Here is a 17631-nt window from a genome sequence, read left to right on the forward strand (position 1 = left end):
CGCAACGGCTTTCGCCGCGTCTTGCCCGGTGTTGCGCCTAGCCGGCGGGCAGGTGGACGCGAGCGGTCAGGCCTTGGCCCGGCGCCGAGCTGAGCTTCAGCCGGCCGCCCATGGCCGTGCAGAGCAGCTCGACGATCGGCAGCCCCAGCCCTGCACCCTCGCTGCGCCGGGTCAGCGCGTTCTCGCCCTGCTCGAAGGGGCGCAACAGGCGGGGAATGTCGTGCGGATCGACGCCAGGGCCATCGTCGGCCACGACGATCTCCACCTGCTCGCCCATGCGTGCAGCGTGCACGTGCACCACCGCGTGGTCCGGCGAGAAGATGACGGCGTTCTGGATCAGGTTGCCGAGCAGGTTGCGCAGGCCGCGAGCGTCGGCGGTCACCGTCGGCAGCGCGCCGCGCTGAAGGACGACTACCTCGACCCCGCGGGGGGCGGCGTCCTCGCGCAGGCTGTCCAGCACGTCGTCGAGCGCGTGGTCGAGGGACTCGGTGCGCAGGTCGAAGTCCATCGCGCCGCCTTCCAGGCGGGCGATCTCGAGCACCTGGTTCACCAGCCGCAGCAGGCGCGCCCCGCTGGTGTGGATGATGCTCGCATATTCCTTGTACTGAGGCGCCCCGAGCGGGCCGTAGAGCTCTGACTGCAGAATCTCGGAAAAGCCGAGGATCGAGTTCAGCGGCGTACGCAGCTCATGGCTGGCCATGCGCAGGAACGAACGCTTGGCTTCGTCGGCGACGATGTCCCGACGCTGGCGAGCGGCCGACCTGGCCTCCGGCTCGGACGCCGGATCGCTAGGCGGGTCGGGCGGGAAGTGAGCCGCTTGGGCCATCTGCAACTTACGAGCCTCGCGGTCTGTACTGCTCGCAGACTACCGGTCGCCCACTTACGATTTGGTTTCGAACGGCGCGGAGCCGCAGCCGGCTATGTACCCAAGTCGGGTCGCCCGCGGCGCGAGCGGCCTCGCAGGGACTCGCTGGTGTCGCTAAAGTTAAGAATAAGAATCCTCAGTCGAGTCGCCCGCCAAGGGAGCCGCGAACCCGCCCGTGATCGAAAGTCCGCCCGCCAGGATGCTATCGACGACCCGGCCCGCAGGCCTGGCCTCGATCCTCGCGATCGCCGGCCTCGGCGCGGCGGCGGCGAGCGCGGCCGCGCTGACCGGCGGTGTAGGCAGCCCGCTGGCGGTCTGGTGCCTGGCACCGCTGGTGGCGGCGGTAGGCTTTGGGCGCGGCGAGCGGCTGGCGCTCGGCGCAGCGGTCTCGCTGGCGGCGGTCGGCGTGGCGGCGATCGGCGGGCTGACGCTCTCCGGTTATGTGCTGATCCCGGCGGCGGCCGCGGTGGTCAGCGCCTTCGCCTTGACCTCGACCGTGCTGGGCCTTGCAGCGGCCCTGGTGATCCTGCAGCGCAATATGGGGCGCGAGGACCGGCGGCTACGCCTGGCCTTGGCGCAGCTCCGGCAGGTGCTGGACGAGCAGCCCTTCTTGTTGGCCACGCTGGATCGAAATGGCCTGATCGGGCGGACCTGGGGGCGCGAACCTGCGGGTGCGCGGGGCATTTCGAGCACCGGCCTGACCATCGTCGATATGGCCAGCGAGGCCGATCGGCCGCAGTTGCGTCAGGCGTTGGCGGCCGCGCGGGCGCACGGCGGGGCCGAGGTGGCCTTCGCGCCGGCGGCCGAGCCGCAGGCCTGGCTGGCGATCAGCCTGCGCCGCACGAGCTCTGGCCGGTTGATCGGCGTGCTGCGCGACGCCGCCGCCGCCCACGCGCGTGAATTGGAGTTGGAGCAGGCCCGCTGCGAGGCGGAGGCCCAGAACGCGGGCAAGTCACGCTTCCTGGCCAATATGAGCCATGAGCTGCGCACGCCGCTGAACGCGATCATGGGTTTCTCGGACATCATGCGTCAGGGGCTGTTCGGGCCGTTGTCGGACCGCTACGCCGAGTACGCGGAGCTGGTCCACGAATCCGGCGGGCACCTGCTGGACCTGATCAACGACGTGCTCGACATGTCGAAGATCGAGGCCGAGCGGTACGAGCTGGCGCGCGAGGCGTTCGACGGGCGCGAGGCGGTGTCGAGCGTCCTACGACTGATGCGCGGCCAGGCCGACCGGGCCGGGGTGCAGCTGCGCGGCCTGCTGCCGCGCGAGCCGCTAGACGTGCTGGCGGATCGCCGCGCGCTGAAGCAGATCGCGCTCAACCTGATCTCCAACGCCCTGAAATTCACGCCGCGCGGCGGGGCCGTGACGGTGACGTTGCAGGCGGACGGCGCGGTGATGGAGCTGCTGGTCGCCGACACCGGCATCGGCATCGGGCCGGAAGATCTCCAGCGCCTGGGACGGCCGTTCGAGCAGGCCGGCGGGGCCGCGCAGCGGGCGGCCGGCACCGGCCTTGGCCTGTCGCTGGTGCGATCGTTCGCCCAGCTGCATGGTGGCGAGATGATCATCGAGAGCCGGATGGGCGAGGGAACCACGGTCTCGGTCCGGCTGCCGGTGATCGACCAGCCGGAGGCTGCGAACGCGCCTTAATGGGCGGTCAGCGCGTCGCGACCTGCAGAAAGGCGCGGCCGGCGGCGAAATCGCCGACCTCGACATAGGCGCGGCGAACCAACTCGCCGTCGGGACCGGCGAACAGGAACTCGACGGCCACCGCCTCGCGCGGGTCGAGTTCGGCCAGGGCGTGGGCGGCTGCGGCCGGGAAGCGGAACGCCCACCCGGATTTGAAACCCTTGGGCAACAGGTCCTGGCCGGCCGGGCTGCGAGCCTCGGCGCTATAGGCGTTGCGGGCGGTCGGCGGCGGCAGGCGCCGCGCCAGCGGCAATTTGCTCAGCGGCTGGCCGCGGGCGTCGAGATAGGGGCCCAGCGTCGCGTCGGTGTCGCGCAGCACCAGCCGCGCGCCATAGGGGGTCTTGCCGTCGGCGAAATTGGCGACCGTCATCAGCGCGTTGGCGCCTTCGCGGCCGGCCAGGCCGAACACCATCTTGTTCCAACCGAAGCTGGCCGACTGCTGCAGCCGCCAGCGCACGCCGCCGGAGCGGTCGGCCCGCCATTCGGACACCTCGCCAGGATAGGTCATGCGCGAGAGCTGGGCGTAGCCTTCGAAGGCCTCGCGCACGCGGCTTGCGGCGAGGGTCATGTCGGCGGACTTGCAGGGCGTGGCCGCAGCCTTGGCGCGGGCGCGGCGTTCCAGCTGCGCCAATTCGGCCTTGTCGGCGCCGGCCCTGATGGCCGCGCCGTGCGCCTGCATCCGCCCAGCCGCCAGCGCCGCGCCGACCGGCGGCGCGAACAGGCCGCACCTGGCGTCGGCGGCGGTCATCACCGTGCGTTCGTAGAAGAGGTCGGCGGCGGCTGCGACCGAAACTCCGGGCGCTGCGAGAAGCCCCCCCGCCGCGGCCAGCCCCATCCATCCACACACGACGCGCCGCGCGGTTCTGCGCGTACTCGTCATGCCTTCTGTTTTTCTCGTATAGGTTCGAGATCTTGCGGCCGAGCCTAACGGCCCGGTCTTTCCGTTCCGTTATCGAGACGCCGTCGACGCCAATGCTGCTTTCCTCCGACATCTGGGTCGCTGCGCTGATCCGCCGCGTGGAGCTGGGCGGCGGCTTCGCCGTCGTGGTGCGCAAGGGTGATGCGCGGGCCGGCAGCGTACTGGTCAAGGTGCTGAACCGCGGCGACGGCTCGGTCCGGCTCTACGCCGAGGCCACCCGCGGCGACGGCGAGCGGGTCTGGATGCGCCCGGCTGTGTCGGACCAGGAAGCCGACCTCGACAAGTACATCGAGCGTGCGATCCGCATCGACCCGGACATTTGGGTCGTGGAGATCGAGGATCGGGAAGGCCGCCACTTTCTGATCGAACCGGTCGAACAGGGCTAACGAGCGCGGTTACCGCGCGATTCACCGCCTTTCTCAACGGGGCCGAAAGCACGCTCGTGGCACACAGCGGCGTTCCACGAACGCGAGCGCTTGCTTGGTATGCTCTTCCTGCTGAACGACGTCGTCCTGAACCTGAGTGGAGCGAAGCTGTCGCCGAAGATGGCGGGCCGCAGGTTCCGGGCGCTGCCGTTCAACGTCGTCAGCAAGCTGGGCCAGGAGCTCTACGCCGAAGATCCGCTGCTGCATTTCGACAGGCCCGAGCGCGCTCGGCGTCTGGCCACCCTGATCATAGCCAAGGCGCCTTCGATCAACGCGGCGCTGTTCGTCGCGCCGGCCTACGGCTGCGCGCCCGAGGACGTGACCCTGCGCTACGCCAATGTCGACTTCGAGGTGATGGCGCGTCTGTCGAGCCGCCAGGACCAGGGGATGCTCGACACCGTTTGGACCGATCGGCAGGTCTGGCGGCGCCTGGCCGCATAAGGCGGGCTTTCGCACAGCGCCGCGCTGCGCTAAGCGCCGTCCATGAGCACCTCTCCCGCCGCCGAGGCCGCGCGCCGGCGCACCTTCGCCATCATCTCCCATCCGGACGCCGGTAAGACGACCCTGACCGAAAACCTGCTGCTGGCCGGCGGGGCGATCCGGGCGGCCGGCGCCGTGCGCGCCCGCGGCGAGAACCGCCGCACCCGGTCGGACTGGATGAAGATCGAGCGCGAGCGCGGGATCTCGGTCTCGGCCAGCGTAATGACGTTCGACCACGATGGTCTGATGTTCAACCTGCTCGACACTCCGGGCCACGAGGACTTCTCGGAAGACACCTATCGCACCCTGACGGCGGCCGACGCGGCGGTCATGGTGCTGGACGCCGCCAAGGGCATCGAGCCGCAGACCCTGAAGCTGTTCGAGGTCTGTCGCCTGCGCGACATCCCGATCGTGACCTTCATCAACAAGATGGACCGCGAGGCCCAGGACCCGATCGAACTGCTCGACGAGATCGCCTCCAAACTGGCGCTCGATCCGGCGCCGCTGTTCTGGCCGGCGGGGTCGGGCGGCCGCTTCAAAGGCATGCTGGACCTGCGCAACGAGCAGTTCGTGCCCTTCGCCAAGAAGGGCGCCGATTCCGAAGAGGGCCATCCGGCGCCGGTCGCCTTCCGCGGCAACGCGATCGTCAGCTACCTCGATCCGGACGAACAGGCCGAGCTGGAAGAAAACGCCATGCTCGTGCAGGAGGCGTCCAAGCCGTTCGATCCAAAGGCGTTCCTTGAAGGCCACATGACCCCGGTGTTCTTCGGTTCGGCCCTGCGCCACTTCGGCGTCGACCAACTGCTGGCCGGGCTGGGCGCCTATGCGCCGCCGCCGAAGGCCGTCGCGGCCGTGCGCGGGGGCGAGCCGACCCATGTCGCCCCGGGCGACAAGGAGGTCACCGGCTTCGTGTTCAAGGTCCAGGCGAACATGGACCCCAACCACCGCGACCGGATCGCCTTCCTGCGGTTGACCTCGGGCAAGTTCCAACGCGGCATGAAGCTCAAGGTGCAGAACACCGGCCGCCAGCTGTCGGTCAACGCGCCGATCATGTTCTTCGCCTCGGACCGCGAGCTGGCCGAAGAGGCCTATGCCGGCGACGTCATCGGCATTCCGAACCACGGCGTCCTGCGGGTCGGCGACAGCCTGTCGGAAACGGGCACGCTGCGCTTTGCGGGCCTGCCGAACTTCGCGCCTGAAATCCTGCAGCGCGTTCGAGTCAAGGATCCGCTGAAGGCCAAGCACCTGAAGAAGGCGCTGGAAGGTCTGGCCGAGGAGGGCGTCACCCAGCTGTTCCGGCCGGTGATCGGGGCGGACTTCATCGTCGGGGCTGTCGGCCAGCTGCAGTTCGAGGTCATGGCCGACCGCCTAGCCAACGAGTACCAGCTGGAGGTGATCTTCGAGGGCTCGCCCTATGCCGAAGCGCGTTGGCTGTCGGGCGACAAGGCCGACGTCGAAGATTTCGCCAACAAGCACAAGGGCGCCATGGCGAGCGACATCGACGACCAGCCGGTGTTCCTGGCCAAGTCCGCTTGGGAAATCGGCTATGTCGGCGAACGTTTCTCGAAGATCGGCTTCGAGCGTTCCAAGGAACGTGCTTAACAGCCGTTAAGCAAATTCGGCGCCAGAGCGCGGCTGGCGCCGAACACATTTTATTTAGTTATTGTTAACTATAACTCGCGCGTTAACCACTTGTTTACGATCTCGGCTCCGGCTTTGCTGTCTCCGGTCTGAACCTTCCGTAGGCGTCCCGTGTTGAGACGTCGCGAGGTGATCGGAGCCTTCGCATGTTCGAGTTCGGTCGAGAGCTGAAGCGTCTGTTCGGCGCAGATGCGGTGAACGCCCCCCGCGACGGACTGACCGGCGGCGACGCATCGCTGCTGGAGATGCTCGACTTGCGGATGATCGCCGAGGAGGGCCGAGCCGCGGACATCGCCGCCGGCCGGGTCGGCGCCAAGGACAAAGCCCAGCGCCGCCTGGAGAGCGCCATCGTCTGGCGTGAGGTCGCTCGTCGCTCGGGCGACGCCGCAGTCCTGCGCAAGGCCGCGGCGACGGCCGAGGCGGCGGCCGAGGCCTTCGACCGCGAGCGCCGGCCCGACGGCTGGGCCCGCGCCCGCTGCGAGCAGGCGTTCTGCGCCATGCTGGGGGCCGAACTGTTCGGCGACGACGGTCTCAACGCCGCGGCGGACGTGGCTTTCCGCGAGGCTCGCGCCGCGGCCCGTGGGGGCCTCTCGCTGCCGCTGGCCGATATCGGCATCGCAGCCATCGAGGCGCGCGAGCAGATGGCGAGGGGGGACGCCCGCGCCGCCCGCGCGGTGGCCATGCGCTTCGCCGCCCCGATCGCCGGCCTTGAAAGCCTGACCAAGCGGTGCAGGGCCGCGCGGCTGCTGGCCGTCGAAGCGCGGCTGGTGCTGGCCGACATTCTGATCGGCTGGGGGGCGCGGCTGCGCGATGACGATGTCCTGGCGGCCGGCCGCGAGCAGGCCGAACGCGCCGCCGAGGGGCTGGATCCGGCCTACGAACCGCTGAGCTGGGCCCGCGCCGCGTCGCTGCGCGGCCACGCCATGGCGCTGCAGGGCGAGAGCGCCGGGGAGGTCGAGGTGCTGGCCCAGGCGGTCAGCGCCCTGGCCGACGTCGCGGGCGAGCTTTCGCGCGACCACAGTCCGCTCGATTGGGCCCGCGTGCAGACGGCCCTGGCCCAGGGCCTGCAGGCGTTGGGCGAGGCGGGCGCCTCGGAACGCGCCTACGAGCAGGCGGTCACCTGCTACGACCGCGCCGCCCATGTGCTGAAGAGCGCGCCCGGCCTGTCGCTGCGGGCGTTCGGGGCCTCGAATCGGGCGCTTTGCCTGGCGCGCTCGGCCGAGCTGTCGGGCGACCTGACCGTGCTCGACGCGGCTGAAGCCGCCTTCAAGATCGAACTGGCGGCGATCTCGGCCAAGCGCGAGCCGGCCGCGTGGGCGCTGCTGCAGGTCAATCTGGCCCGCCTCTATGAAGCGCGCATGGACATCACCGGCGTCGACCGCGGCGAGCGGGCGAGCGCGGCCTTTGCGCTCAACGCCGCCCTGGACGTGTTCGGGGAACTCGGCCTGCGCTCGCTGAGCATCATCGCCGCCGACGCGCTGGAGCGGTTGGCCAGCGCGGGCGCTTCTGCGCGCTCCGCTTCATAGCGAGGCCTGTACAACTCTTGGTCGGCTATGCCACCGTCGCGCAACGACGGGGGGAGCCATGGGCTCGAGATCGCTTGCGATAGCGCTTTGCCTGCTAACGGCGGGGGCGGCCTGGGCCGAGGAGGGCGAAAAGCTTGATGTCCGCCCCAATTGGCTGCAGCGCCCGAGTGAGCGGGACATCATGGCGGTGTGGCCGAGGGAGGCCTGGGCCAAGGGCCTGGGCGGGCGCGTAACCCTGAGATGCCGGGTCAGCCTGCGCGGGACGCTGACCGATTGCACGGTCGCCGCAGAGGAACCCGAGGGTGCCGGATTCGGGGAGGCCGCCCTGGCCCTGGTGCCGCAGTTCCTGCTGAAGCCGGGGCTGCGTGACGGCAAGCCCGTCGAAAGCGACATCGGCATTCCCATCAGGTTCGCGACCCCCGATCTGCCGACCGGCACCTATATTCCCGGCGCCGGGACCGTGGGCGGCAAGACCAGTCTCAGCAACATCGTCTGGCTGGAAGCGCCGGCCTATGACGAGGTCGTGGCGGCCTATCCCCGCAAGGCCCGCGAGAAACGCCAGGACGGCCGCGTCGCGCTCAACTGCCAGTTCAAGGCGGACGGCAGGCTCGGCTACTGCCAGACGATCCAGGAGGAGCCGAGCGGCTATGGACTCGCCGCCGCGGCGAAGACGCTGACGCCACGCTTTCTCGGGCCAGATCAGCTGCCGAACGGAGACAGCACCAAGGGTATGGTCGCTCAGATCGCCTTTGTGTTCGACAGCGACATGCTCGACGCCGACAAGCGGGTCGTCGGCAAGCCGTCCTGGGCCAGGCTGCCGACCGGAGCCGAGGTCGTGGCGGGTTATCCCGCGGCTGCCGCGAAGGCCGGCGTCCGGGGCGCGCGGGTCGTGGTCGGTTGCACGGTTGCGGCCCAGGGCCGGCTTGGGACGTGCGCGGTCGAAAGCGAGGACCCGACCGGCTACGGCTTCGGTGCGGCGGCCCTGACGCTTGCTCGCTCGTTCCAGGTCAAGCCGTGGAGCGACGAAGGTCTGCCGATGATCGGCGCGAAGCTTCGTGTTCCGATCCGGTTTCAGCTTCCGGACGCGCCGCCAGCCCCCTAAGCGGCGGCCATGTCGCCGGCCTTGCGGCGCATCCGCCAGAAGCGGATCGTGCGCTGGGCGGCTTCGCGGGGCAGGTTCTCGTAGAGCTCGCCATACTCGCGCGCGCGGCCCATGGCGTTGGCGTCGCGGTCGAGGATCAGCACCGCGAAGGTCAGGTAGAGCGAGCGCTCGAACCCGGCCGCCTTGCAGACGATCGACAGGGCGTCGAGTTCGCGACGCTCCAGGATCCGGCGGGCGGTGTGGAAGTCGATGTCGGCCAGTTCGCTCAGCGCGACCAGGAACTTGGTGGTCTCGCGTGCGCGCAGGAAGCCGGCCAGCACCTGGGGCGTGATTGCGCCGCGCAGGCGCAGCACGCGGATCTGCTTTTCGGCCTCGGCGTAGTCGGAGGGCAGGGCCCCGTCGCGGAACGCCAGCTGCTTGCGGCCGGCGGCCAGGGCGGCGTCCAGCTCGGCCGGGTCGACCGCCTCGTTGCGGGCCAGGATCTCGCCGCGCAGCCGCGCCTCGACCACGAAATACATCTCGTTCAGCAGGTCGACAGGCAGCGACTTGCGGGTGACCACCGCCTCGTGCAGCGCCGGGTTCTCGACCGCGCGGTCGACGACCATCTCCTGCACCTCGCGCGACATCGCCGCGCCCTCGTTGGCCAGCAGCACGCCCAGGGTGGCGTCGTCGCCGCGCTCGACGATGGCTTCGGACACCGCCTCGGAGACTACCGGTCGCTGCGAGATGGCGCGCAGGTGGTCCTGGCCGCGGGTGCGGGCCACCGAGAGCAGGTCGTCGTCGGTCAGCGCCCGGGAGTTCGCCAGGACGGGGCGGGCGACGTCGATGGAGACGTCGCGGGCCAGGTCGCGCAGCAGGCTCCGCGGCGGGGCTGCGGCGGTCGACATCCGCAGGGCCAGTTCCCCGCGCACGGCTTCCTCCATCTCACCAGCCAGCTGGCTGAGCACGTCGTCGAACAACTCCATCTCCTCGCCGCCGCGCACGTCGTCGCTGGAGAAGAACAGGTCGGTGACCCCGCGCAGCAGCTCGCGCCGGCGCTCGCTGGACGGCTCCTTGGCCATCTCGATCAGGTCGTGAAGCTTGCTGCGGGCCATGTAAGCGTCTTCTTCAGAAGGCGTCCGGACGGGCGTCCGGTGCGACGGTCTTGGCGCGCGGCGGCGCATCGGGCTGTTCGCGCGCGCCGGCGGTCCGGTCCGCGGCGGTCAGCGGGCGGGCGGGGCCGACGACGATGGCGAGAACGGCGCGCATGTCGCCATCGTTAACCGCAAGCCGCTTAAAGCTCGCCTAACGGCTGAGCTTAACGCCCGCGCCACCATGTCAGGCCCACTCGCTCGGCTCGGTCCAGCAGCGCATGCAGCGCCACGCCCATCAGACCCAGCACCACCAGGGCCGCGATCATCCGAGCGGTCTGCAACTTGTTGCCAGCGTCGAGGATCTGCCAGGCCAGGCCCCGAACCCCGCCGGATCCGGCCCCGAACTCGGCGACCACCGCCCCGATGATCGCCAGGCCGGCGCCGACCTTGTGGCCCTCGAGCAGGAACGGCACGGCCGACGGCAGGCGCAGCCGCATGACCCGCTGCCAGCGCCCGGCGCCGTAGAGGTCGAACAAGCGCTCCAGGTCCGGATCGGCCGCCCGCAGGCCAGTCACCGCGCCCGAGAAGATCGGGAAGAACGCCACCAGCACCGCCAGGGCGACGATGGCGCGCTGTGGATGGTCTATGCCGGCCCAGATCAGCACCAGCGGCGCGATGGCGACGACCGGCGTGACTTGCAGCACCGAGGCCAGCGGCCGCACGGCGGCCTCCAGCAGCGGGTTGAGGCCGACGATAACCGCCAGACCGACGGCGATCAGGCTGGCCACGACCAGGGCGATAAGCGCGGTCGAAAGTGTGATCCAGGCCGCTGCGGCCAGGCTGGGCAGGTTCTCGACCAGCGCGACCGCCACGCCGGACGGCGGCGGCAGGAAGTAGGCGGGGACGCCCAGGGTGCGCACGGCGATCTCCCAGGCCGCCAACAGCAGGGCGACCAAGGCCAGGGGGGCGAGGATGCGGCTCATCGGGCGGCCTCCATCCCCTGGGCCAGCAGGCTCGACACCTGCTCGACTGCCGCGCGAAAGACTTCCGAGGTGCGGAACCCTGGCGAGCGCGGCAAGGGGGCATCGATGCGGGCGACGCCGGCCAGACGTCCGGGGCCGCGGGTCAGCACCGCGACGCGGTCGGCCATGTAGACCGCTTCCTCGACATTGTGGGTCACGAAGACGATGGCCGGGCGCGAGGCGTCCCACAGGGCCAGCACGTCGTCGGCCAGGGTGCGGCGGGTGATCTCGTCCAGCGCCGCGAAGGGTTCGTCCAGCAGCAGCAGGCGTGGCTCGGTGACCATGGCGCGGGCCAGGGAGGCGCGCATCGCCATGCCGCCCGACAGCGTCGCGGGGCGCGCGTTCTCGGCGCCGGCCAGGCCGACGCGGACCAGCGCCTCGCGGGCGCGCCGCCGGGCTTCCTCGGTGGGCGTCCCGCCGAGCTCGAGCGGTAGGGCGACATTGGCCTGCGCCGTCAGCCAGGGGGCGAGGGTCGGGGCCTGGAACACGACTGCGGTCTCGCCGCGGCCGGGCTTTCGTTCGAGGGTTCCGCGGGTCGGCGCCTCCAGCCCGGCCAGCAGCCGCAGGGCCGTGGACTTGCCGCAGCCCGACGGCCCGACCAGCGCCAGGATTTCACCGGCCTCGACGCCCAGGTCGATCGGCCCCAGCGCGCGGCCGCGCCCCGGATAGTCGACCTCGACGTCATTCAGCGCCGCGAGGGTCACTTCGCCGCCGGCGCCACGAACTGCAGCGTGTAGGCGCTCTTGTAGTCCATGTCCTTGGGGTAAACGCCCTGACTGGACGCGACGTTGAAGAACTCGGCCCAGCGGGCGTCGGTCATCACGCCGACGCCGGCGGTCTGGGCGTCGCCCGAGTCGACGATGCCGTACGACTTCAGCTTCTCGCGGGCCTGGTCGAGGACGTCCTGGGTCATTTCCGGGTTGTCCTTGCGGATCAGCGCGTCGCCGGGCGCAGCGTCGCCGTGGAGATAGCTCTTCCAGCCGGCGGCCGAGGCCTCGACGAAGGCCTTCACGGCGGCGGGGTTCTTGGCGATCAGGCTGTCGGGAACCAGGACCATGGTCGCGTAACCGGGATAACCCTCGTCGGCGAGCAGGAACACCTTGGGTTTCAGGCCGGCCTGCTTCTCGATGGTGTAGGGCTCGGAGGTCACATAGCCCTGCTGGACGACGCGCTTGTCGGCGAGGAACGGCGCGGCGTTGAAGGTGTACTTGCGCACCTGGTCGTCGGTGAACCCGTACTTCGACTTCAGCCACACCCAGAAGGCGGTGACCGAGGCGTCGGACAGCAGGATCGGGCGGCCCTTCAGGTCGGCGATCTTCTCTAGGCCCTGGTCGGGGTGCGCGATCAGGACCTGCGGGTCCTTCTGCATCATCGCGGCCACCGCCTTCACCGGGATCTTCTCCTTGGCGAGGTTCATGACGATGAAGCTGTTGGAGCCCATGCCCGCCTCGACTGCGCCGGAGGCCAGCAGCTGCGGCACGTTCACGCCGGGGCCGCCTTGCACGATCTGCACGTCCAGGCCGCGCTTGGCGTATTCGCCGGTGGCCAGCGCCTGGTAGAAGCCACCCTGTTCGGCCTGGGCGCGCCAGTCGGTGGCGAAGCGGATGGTGGTGCGTCCGTCGGGGGCCTTGGCGGCCTCGTCCTTCTGGCTCGGAGAGCAGGCGCAGGCGAGGGCCGCGAGCGCGACGGCGGCGAGACGCAGGAGTTTCATCGAGTTCCCCAACTTTCAGCGCGGCGAGCCTAAGCGCAGGCGCGCGCCGTTCCAAGGCCGGCGGAGCTGAAAATCAGGCCGCGGCTACGCCCCCGGGCTCCCCGAGCCAGCGGGTCAGGACGTCGTGCAGGGCCTGGATCTGGATCGGCTTGCCGACCGCAGCGTTCATACCGGCGCGCAGGCAGGCGGCCTCCATCTCCGGCATGACGTCGGCGCTCATGGCGATGATCGGCACCGCGGCGCAGACGCCGCCCAGGGCGCGGATGGCGCGCGTCGCCTCCAGCCCGTCCATGCGCGGCATGTGGACGTCCATCAGGATCAGGTCGCAACCGCTGGTCTGGGCGGCGGCCACCGCCTCTTCGCCGTTTTCCGCCAGGATCACCTCGCAGCCCAGCAGGCTCAACACGGTAGCCCCGAGCTCGCGATTCATCGGATGGTCGTCCACCAGCAGCACGCGGGCCGCCAGCGGAGCGGCGGCTTCGGGGGAGGCGGCCTCGCGAACCGGTCCAGCGGCGCGGCGGGCCGGGATCTCAAACCAGAAGGTCGCCCCGGCGCCCGGCTTGCTCTCGACCCCGATCTTGCCGCCCATCAGCTCGGTCAGACCCCGGCAGATGGCCAAGCCCAGTCCAGTGCCGCCATGGGTTCGGCTGACCGAGGAGTCGCCCTGGCTGAACCGCTTGAACAGCCGCGCGGCCTGCTCGGAGGGGACGCCCGGCCCCGTGTCGGTGACGCGGAAGCGCAGCAGCACGCCGTCCGGCTCCTCGATGGCCTGCAGGTCGAGGCGCACCCGACCATGGTCGGTGAACTTGATGGCGTTGGAGAGCAGGTTGAGCAGGATCTGCCGTACCCGCAGGTCGTCCAGCATCACCGGCGCCTCGACCGGGCCGATGAAGCCGAGCTGCAGATCCAGACCCTTGCGGCGGGCGGCCTCGGCGACGATGGCCATGGCGTCTTGCGCGACGTTGCGTGGATTGATCGGCGCGGGGGAAAGCTCGACCTCGCCGGCCTCGACCTTCGAGAAGTCCAGGATGTCGTTGACCACGGTCAGCAGCGAGGCGCCGGCTCGGTCGATCAGCGCCAGCTGCCGCCGCGCGGGCTCGGGCAGGTCCTCGCGCTTGAGCAGCACCTCGGTGAAGCCGACGATCGAACTCATCGGCGTGCGGATCTCGTGGCTCATCGTGGCCAGGAATTCGGTCTTGGCCTGGCCTGCGGCCATCGCACGAGCCTGGGCGGCGCGGGCGATGCGCGTGCGCCGCGCCCACAGGCGCTTCATGCGCTTCTGGTCGGCGATGACCATGGCGGTGGCCAGGCTTGTGAAGAAATTGATGGCGATCAGGAACTGGAAGCTGCGGGTCCGCTCGGCCAGGCTCCAGGTCGCCCCGCCCGGCGGCGAGGGCAGGCTGACGACGAGGCTCGACAGCACCACGGCCATGATCATCGCCCCGACCGCCGCCCCGCGCGGCCCTAGCCGGAAGGCCAGCAGGGCCATGAGCGGAAACAGCAGCAACGGCATGGGGAAGCGGATCGGCAGGACGCTGACGAAGCTCATCGCCGCGACCAGACCGTAGAGGCAGATCTGCTCGAACGGCGTGCGGCGGAAGTCGCGGACCATGTCCGGGCGGACGACCATCAGGCTGGCCGGCAGCATGATCGCCATGCCCAGGGCGTGACCATAGAACCACCCCGACAGCACGGTGTTGAAGCTGCGTCCGTAGAGGGTGAAGACGTCGGCGGCCAGGATCGCGGTCAGTGCGGTGGCCGGCGCGACGACCAGCAGCAGCAGGCGCGCGACCCGGCTCATGCTGGTCAGGCGCATGGTTTCGCCGCAGACCTTGCGCGCCAGCCATGCGGCGGCGGCGGCCTCGCCAATGGTCAGCGCCGGGAAGGTCGCCGCGGCGGCGAGCGGATTTCCGACCAGCAGGTTGTAGGCGAACTGGACTGTGAAGCAGGCCGTGGCGGTGGCGAGCCCCCAACGCCTGGGCAGCAGCAGGAAACCGGCCGCCAGGATGCCGCCAGCCAGCCAGATGGTGGCGATGCCGGCGCCTTCACGGGTCAGGCTCAGGCTGAACGCCATGCTGGCGCCGTAGGCCACAGCCACGCCGCCGCTAAGCGCCAGATTGTAATACCAGGTCCGAGCCGTCATGGGGTTCCCGCGCGTCCGCACGATGCTGCGCTCGGGTTGGACACCAAACGCTTAAGGGGACGGCCAAGGGACGGTATGTCGCAGGCGCCTGGAATCTGGGCGAAGCGGTGCTGACCTTTGCGCCTCGACCCGAACCATGCGACCTCCTTCAGGTGTGATCGCGAGACAATGGGGGCCGATCGGTGCGCGCGCGGTTCGGATGGGCAGGAATGCTGGCCATGCTGGCGATGGCCCACAGCGCGCACGCCGACGGAGCGCAGAACGCCCGTGAGCGCCGCGCCGTGTCGGCAAGCGGTCTGCCCGCCGCCGCGGTGGTGTACGTGAAGTCGGACCTGGTGGTGGCGATCCGAAGCCGCGGGACGCCTGCGGCCGGCGGCGGTGTGATCGAGGGCATCGTCCTGCAGGGAGAGGTGATCTCTGACGAGGCCGAGCGGGTGATCGGCTACCGCTCGATGCGCTCGACCGTGAATGTCGACTGCGTCCGGCGGCGGGACCTGGTGGTCAAGATGACCGTATTCTCCGAGCCGCAGGCCAAGGGCGTGGCGATCAATCGCCAGGTGCCGGGCGGCTGGGTCCAGCCTTCGCCTGACGCCTATCTGGGCAGGGTGCTGCGGGCGGTCTGTGGTCCGGCCCAGCAGGTCGAGGCTGCGCCGTCGCCCGAACCCGCCAAGCCCGTGAAGGCGACGCCGGCCAACGCCGTCCCGTTCAAGCCCGCCGCCAAACCTGCAAAGGGCGCGCCGGCGAAGGTCGCCGCGCTCGCGCCCGATCCGCCGCCGGCCGGGCCGCCGGTTCCCGACGAAGAAGCGCCGATGCGCACCGCGGTCGGGGCGCCGCCGACCGTCCCTGCGCCGGTCGCTGTCCCCGCGCCGCCGGTCGCGCCGTCGGCCGAGGCAGCGTCGCGTCCGGCCCTGGCCCTGCGGCCTCTGACCCCCGCGGCGGTGCGCGAGGCGGCCGCTAAGCCGAAGACGGCCGGCAAGGTCGCCGTGCAGATCGCCGCGGCCTCCAGCGAGCCGCTGGCCCGCGAGGCCCTGGCCAAGATCAAGCGCAAGGTGACGCCGCCGCTCTCCAGCGCCGTGCGCAGCGCCGTGGTCGACGGCAAGACATTTCACCGCGCGCTGGTGATCGGCTTCCAGACCCGGGCCGAGGCCCAGGCGTTCTGCGACGGCCTGAAGGGCGACTGCTTCGTGCGCTAGCCGCCGAAGCCGCTAGCGGGCGAGGGCCTCACGGCGCTCTTCCAATTCCAGCCACTCCTCTTCGGACGCGGCGAGCTCCTGCCGCGCAGCTTCGAGCGCGGCGCTGAGCTTGGCGAAGCCAGAGGGATCGCGCGTGTAGAGGTTCGGATCGGCCATGTCGGTTTCGAGCTTGGCGATCTTGCCGGGCAGGGCGGCGATGGCCGCGTCCAGTTCCTGCAGGCGGCGTTGGTCCTTGTAGGACAGCTTGCTGGGCTTGGACGGTTCGGCCCGCGGCGCGGCCGGCTTCGGCGCGGCCGGCGCAGGGGCGGCCCCGGCTGCGACGGATTTGAAGAAACCGGGGTTCTGCGAGAGGAAGTCCTGCCAGCCGCCGGGCGTCTCGACGACCCTGCCGTGACCGTCCAGGGCGATGGTCGAGGTGGCGAGGCGGTCGACGAAGTCGCGATCGTGGCTGACCAGGATCAGCGTGCCCTCGTAGTCGGCCAGCAGGTCCTCGAGCAGGTCCAGCGTGTCCATGTCGAGGTCGTTGGTCGGCTCGTCGAGCACCAGCAGGTTGGCCGGCGTGGCCAGGGCGCGGGCCAGCAGCAGGCGGTTGCGCTCGCCCCCAGACAGGCTGCGGACCGGCTGGCGCAACTGGTTGTCGGTGAATAGGAATTCCTTGGCGTAGGCGGCGACGTGCTTGGGCTGGCCGCGGACCATGACCTGGTCGCCGCCGAGCGGAGTCAGCACGTCGCGCAGGGTCATCTCGGGCTTCAGGTCGACGCGGCCCTGGTCGATATAGGCGATCTCCAGGTTCACCCCGAGGTTCACCGAACCGCTGTCGGGCGGCAGTTCGCCCAGCAGCAGCTTGACCAGAGTGGTCTTGCCCGCGCCGTTCGGACCGACGATGGCGACCCGGTCGCCGCGCAGAATCCGGGTCGAAAAGTCCTTGACCAGGGTGCGGTCGCCGAACGCCTTGGCGATGTTCTTGACCTCAGCCACGCGTTGGCCCGACAGGCCCGACGAGGCCAGGCCCATCGACAGGTCGCCGCGCACTTCGCGCATGCGCTCGACCTTGGTCTTGCGAAGTTCCATCAGCGCCCGGCGGCGGCCCTCGTTGCGGGCGCGGCGGCCGGTGACGCCGCGACGCAGCCAGTATTCTTCCTTCTCCAGCTGCTTATCGAGGCGGCGGCCCTCCTCGGCCTCGGCGGCCAGGATGCGCTCCACCCACTCGTCGAAGGCGGCGAAGCCCTTCTCCAGGCGACGCACCTTGCGATGCTCCAGCCAGAAGCAGCGATTGGTGACGCGCTCCAGGAAGGCGCGGTCGTGGCTGACGATGACCAGCGCCGCACGGGAGTTCGCGAGCTCGGCCTCCAGCGTTTCGATGGCCAGGATGTCGAGGTGGTTGGTCGGCTCATCCAGCAGGATGACGTCCGGCTCCTCGGCGAAGGCGCGGGCCAGGGCCGTGCGGCGGATTTCGCCGCCCGACAGGCCCTCGGCGGGCTTGGCCGGGTCGATGCCGAACAGCTCCAGCGCCGCTTCGCCCCGGTGCGGCTCGGCCCCGCCGGCGACCACGTAGTCCAGCAGCGTCTCGCCGGCGATGTCCGGCTCCTGGGGGACGTAGGCGATGCGGATCGAGGGCTGGACGGTGCGCTCGCCCTCGTCGGCGGCGATCTGTCCGGCCAGGATCTTCAGCAGGGTCGACTTGCCCGCGCCGTTGCGGCCAACCAGGCAGGCGCGCGAGCGCGGCTCGACGGCCAGGTCGACGCCGTCGAACAGCATCTTGGGACCGTCGGCGAGGCGGACGTCCTTGAGGGCGAGAACGGGGGGCTTCATGGGCGCCTGCACATATAGGGAGCCGCGCG

The 17631-nt window shown here is 70.3% G+C and carries 16 protein-coding genes; 7 read left to right on the forward strand and 9 right to left on the reverse strand.

All coding sequences use genetic code 11. The annotated features are described in order from the left end of the window. Positions 1–37: 37 nt before the first annotated feature. Positions 38–826, reverse strand: a complete 789-nt coding sequence (locus O4N75_RS06885; protein ID WP_269628612.1) for a HAMP domain-containing sensor histidine kinase — start codon at positions 824–826, stop codon at positions 38–40. Between the two features lie 238 nt (positions 827–1064). On the opposite strand from O4N75_RS06885, the gene O4N75_RS06890 reads away from it, so the two are divergent. Further along, the gene (locus tag O4N75_RS06890; protein WP_269628614.1) at positions 1065–2516 is read left to right on the forward strand and encodes a HAMP domain-containing sensor histidine kinase; all 1452 of its coding nucleotides are present in this window, start codon (positions 1065–1067) and stop codon (positions 2514–2516) included. A 7-nt stretch (positions 2517–2523) separates the two neighbouring features. Here O4N75_RS06890 and O4N75_RS06895 read toward each other — a convergent pair whose 3' ends face one another. Then, entirely contained in the window at positions 2524–3435 is a 912-nt protein-coding gene (locus O4N75_RS06895) for a hypothetical protein (RefSeq protein WP_269628615.1), read from the reverse strand. Between the two features lie 92 nt (positions 3436–3527). On the opposite strand from O4N75_RS06895, the gene O4N75_RS06900 reads away from it, so the two are divergent. From O4N75_RS06900 to O4N75_RS06920, 5 genes are all read left to right on the forward strand, one after another. Beyond that, the gene (locus O4N75_RS06900) at positions 3528–3860 is read left to right on the forward strand and encodes a DUF1491 family protein (RefSeq protein WP_267233537.1); all 333 of its coding nucleotides are present in this window, start codon (positions 3528–3530) and stop codon (positions 3858–3860) included. 99 nt (positions 3861–3959) lie between these two features. After that, complete coding sequence (locus tag O4N75_RS06905; protein WP_267233548.1) at positions 3960–4340, forward strand: hypothetical protein; 381 nt, start codon at positions 3960–3962, stop codon at positions 4338–4340. 42 nt (positions 4341–4382) lie between these two features. Continuing rightward, positions 4383–5981, forward strand: coding sequence for a peptide chain release factor 3 (locus O4N75_RS06910; protein ID WP_269628616.1), 1599 nt, complete (start codon positions 4383–4385; stop codon positions 5979–5981). A 185-nt stretch (positions 5982–6166) separates the two neighbouring features. Then, a complete protein-coding gene (locus tag O4N75_RS06915) occupies positions 6167–7546 on the forward strand; it encodes a hypothetical protein (protein WP_269628617.1) in 1380 nt (459 codons plus the stop codon). Between the two features lie 58 nt (positions 7547–7604). Then, complete coding sequence (locus O4N75_RS06920) at positions 7605–8648, forward strand: TonB family protein (protein ID WP_269628618.1); 1044 nt, start codon at positions 7605–7607, stop codon at positions 8646–8648. Here the strand turns inward: O4N75_RS06920 and O4N75_RS06925 are convergent. From O4N75_RS06925 to O4N75_RS06950, 6 genes are all read right to left on the reverse strand, one after another. Beyond that, the gene (locus tag O4N75_RS06925; RefSeq protein WP_269628619.1) at positions 8645–9742 is read right to left on the reverse strand and encodes a DUF2336 domain-containing protein; all 1098 of its coding nucleotides are present in this window, start codon (positions 9740–9742) and stop codon (positions 8645–8647) included. The two genes, O4N75_RS06920 and O4N75_RS06925, sit on opposite strands and share 4 nt — an antisense overlap. Positions 9743–9755: 13 nt before the next feature. After that, complete coding sequence (locus O4N75_RS06930) at positions 9756–9896, reverse strand: hypothetical protein (protein ID WP_269628620.1); 141 nt, start codon at positions 9894–9896, stop codon at positions 9756–9758. 49 nt (positions 9897–9945) lie between these two features. Next, positions 9946–10704 (reverse strand): ABC transporter permease, encoded by a 759-nt coding sequence (locus O4N75_RS06935; RefSeq protein ID WP_269628621.1) that lies wholly within the window; start codon positions 10702–10704, stop codon positions 9946–9948. Further along, positions 10701–11447, reverse strand: a complete 747-nt coding sequence (locus O4N75_RS06940) for an ABC transporter ATP-binding protein (protein ID WP_269628622.1) — start codon at positions 11445–11447, stop codon at positions 10701–10703. The genes O4N75_RS06935 and O4N75_RS06940 overlap by 4 nt, the downstream gene beginning before the upstream one ends. Then, positions 11444–12454: an ABC transporter substrate-binding protein gene (locus O4N75_RS06945; RefSeq protein ID WP_269628623.1), complete on the reverse strand. Its 1011-nt coding sequence runs from the start codon at positions 12452–12454 to the stop codon at positions 11444–11446. The genes O4N75_RS06940 and O4N75_RS06945 overlap by 4 nt, the downstream gene beginning before the upstream one ends. A 73-nt stretch (positions 12455–12527) precedes the next feature. Then, on the reverse strand, positions 12528–14597 hold the full coding sequence (locus tag O4N75_RS06950; RefSeq protein WP_269628624.1) for an ATP-binding protein: 2070 nt from the start codon (positions 14595–14597) through the stop codon (positions 12528–12530). A gap of 209 nt (positions 14598–14806) precedes the next feature. Here O4N75_RS06950 and O4N75_RS06955 point away from each other — a divergent pair, with 209 nt between their 5' ends. After that, positions 14807–15790 (forward strand): SPOR domain-containing protein, encoded by a 984-nt coding sequence (locus tag O4N75_RS06955; RefSeq protein WP_269628625.1) that lies wholly within the window; start codon positions 14807–14809, stop codon positions 15788–15790. A gap of 12 nt (positions 15791–15802) precedes the next feature. Here the strand turns inward: O4N75_RS06955 and O4N75_RS06960 are convergent, their stop codons facing one another. Continuing rightward, a complete protein-coding gene (locus O4N75_RS06960; protein WP_269628626.1) occupies positions 15803–17614 on the reverse strand; it encodes an ATP-binding cassette domain-containing protein in 1812 nt (603 codons plus the stop codon). Positions 17615–17631: the final 17 nt, after the last annotated feature.

The organism is Phenylobacterium sp. NIBR 498073 (assembly GCF_027286305.1).
Taxonomy (GTDB): domain Bacteria; phylum Pseudomonadota; class Alphaproteobacteria; order Caulobacterales; family Caulobacteraceae; genus Phenylobacterium.

What these genes read in the sequence shown, in the direction of transcription:
- O4N75_RS06900 (WP_267233537.1), top strand. Translation starts at nt 3,528, where the DNA reads ATGCTGCTTTCCTCCGACATCTGGGTCGCTGCGCTGATCCGCCGCGTG.
- O4N75_RS06925 (WP_269628619.1), bottom strand. Translation starts at nt 9,742, where the DNA reads ATGGCCCGCAGCAAGCTTCACGACCTGATCGAGATGGCCAAGGAGCCG.
- O4N75_RS06910 (WP_269628616.1), top strand. Translation starts at nt 4,383, where the DNA reads ATGAGCACCTCTCCCGCCGCCGAGGCCGCGCGCCGGCGCACCTTCGCC.
- O4N75_RS06885 (WP_269628612.1), bottom strand. Translation starts at nt 826, where the DNA reads ATGGCCCAAGCGGCTCACTTCCCGCCCGACCCGCCTAGCGATCCGGCG.
- O4N75_RS06950 (WP_269628624.1), bottom strand. Translation starts at nt 14,597, where the DNA reads ATGACGGCTCGGACCTGGTATTACAATCTGGCGCTTAGCGGCGGCGTG.
- O4N75_RS06915 (WP_269628617.1), top strand. Translation starts at nt 6,167, where the DNA reads ATGTTCGAGTTCGGTCGAGAGCTGAAGCGTCTGTTCGGCGCAGATGCG.
- O4N75_RS06895 (WP_269628615.1), bottom strand. Translation starts at nt 3,435, where the DNA reads ATGACGAGTACGCGCAGAACCGCGCGGCGCGTCGTGTGTGGATGGATG.
- O4N75_RS06935 (WP_269628621.1), bottom strand. Translation starts at nt 10,704, where the DNA reads ATGAGCCGCATCCTCGCCCCCCTGGCCTTGGTCGCCCTGCTGTTGGCG.
- O4N75_RS06945 (WP_269628623.1), bottom strand. Translation starts at nt 12,454, where the DNA reads ATGAAACTCCTGCGTCTCGCCGCCGTCGCGCTCGCGGCCCTCGCCTGC.
- O4N75_RS06930 (WP_269628620.1), bottom strand. Translation starts at nt 9,896, where the DNA reads ATGCGCGCCGTTCTCGCCATCGTCGTCGGCCCCGCCCGCCCGCTGACC.
- O4N75_RS06905 (WP_267233548.1), top strand. Translation starts at nt 3,960, where the DNA reads ATGCTCTTCCTGCTGAACGACGTCGTCCTGAACCTGAGTGGAGCGAAG.
- O4N75_RS06920 (WP_269628618.1), top strand. Translation starts at nt 7,605, where the DNA reads ATGGGCTCGAGATCGCTTGCGATAGCGCTTTGCCTGCTAACGGCGGGG.
- O4N75_RS06955 (WP_269628625.1), top strand. Translation starts at nt 14,807, where the DNA reads ATGCTGGCCATGCTGGCGATGGCCCACAGCGCGCACGCCGACGGAGCG.
- O4N75_RS06890 (WP_269628614.1), top strand. Translation starts at nt 1,065, where the DNA reads ATGCTATCGACGACCCGGCCCGCAGGCCTGGCCTCGATCCTCGCGATC.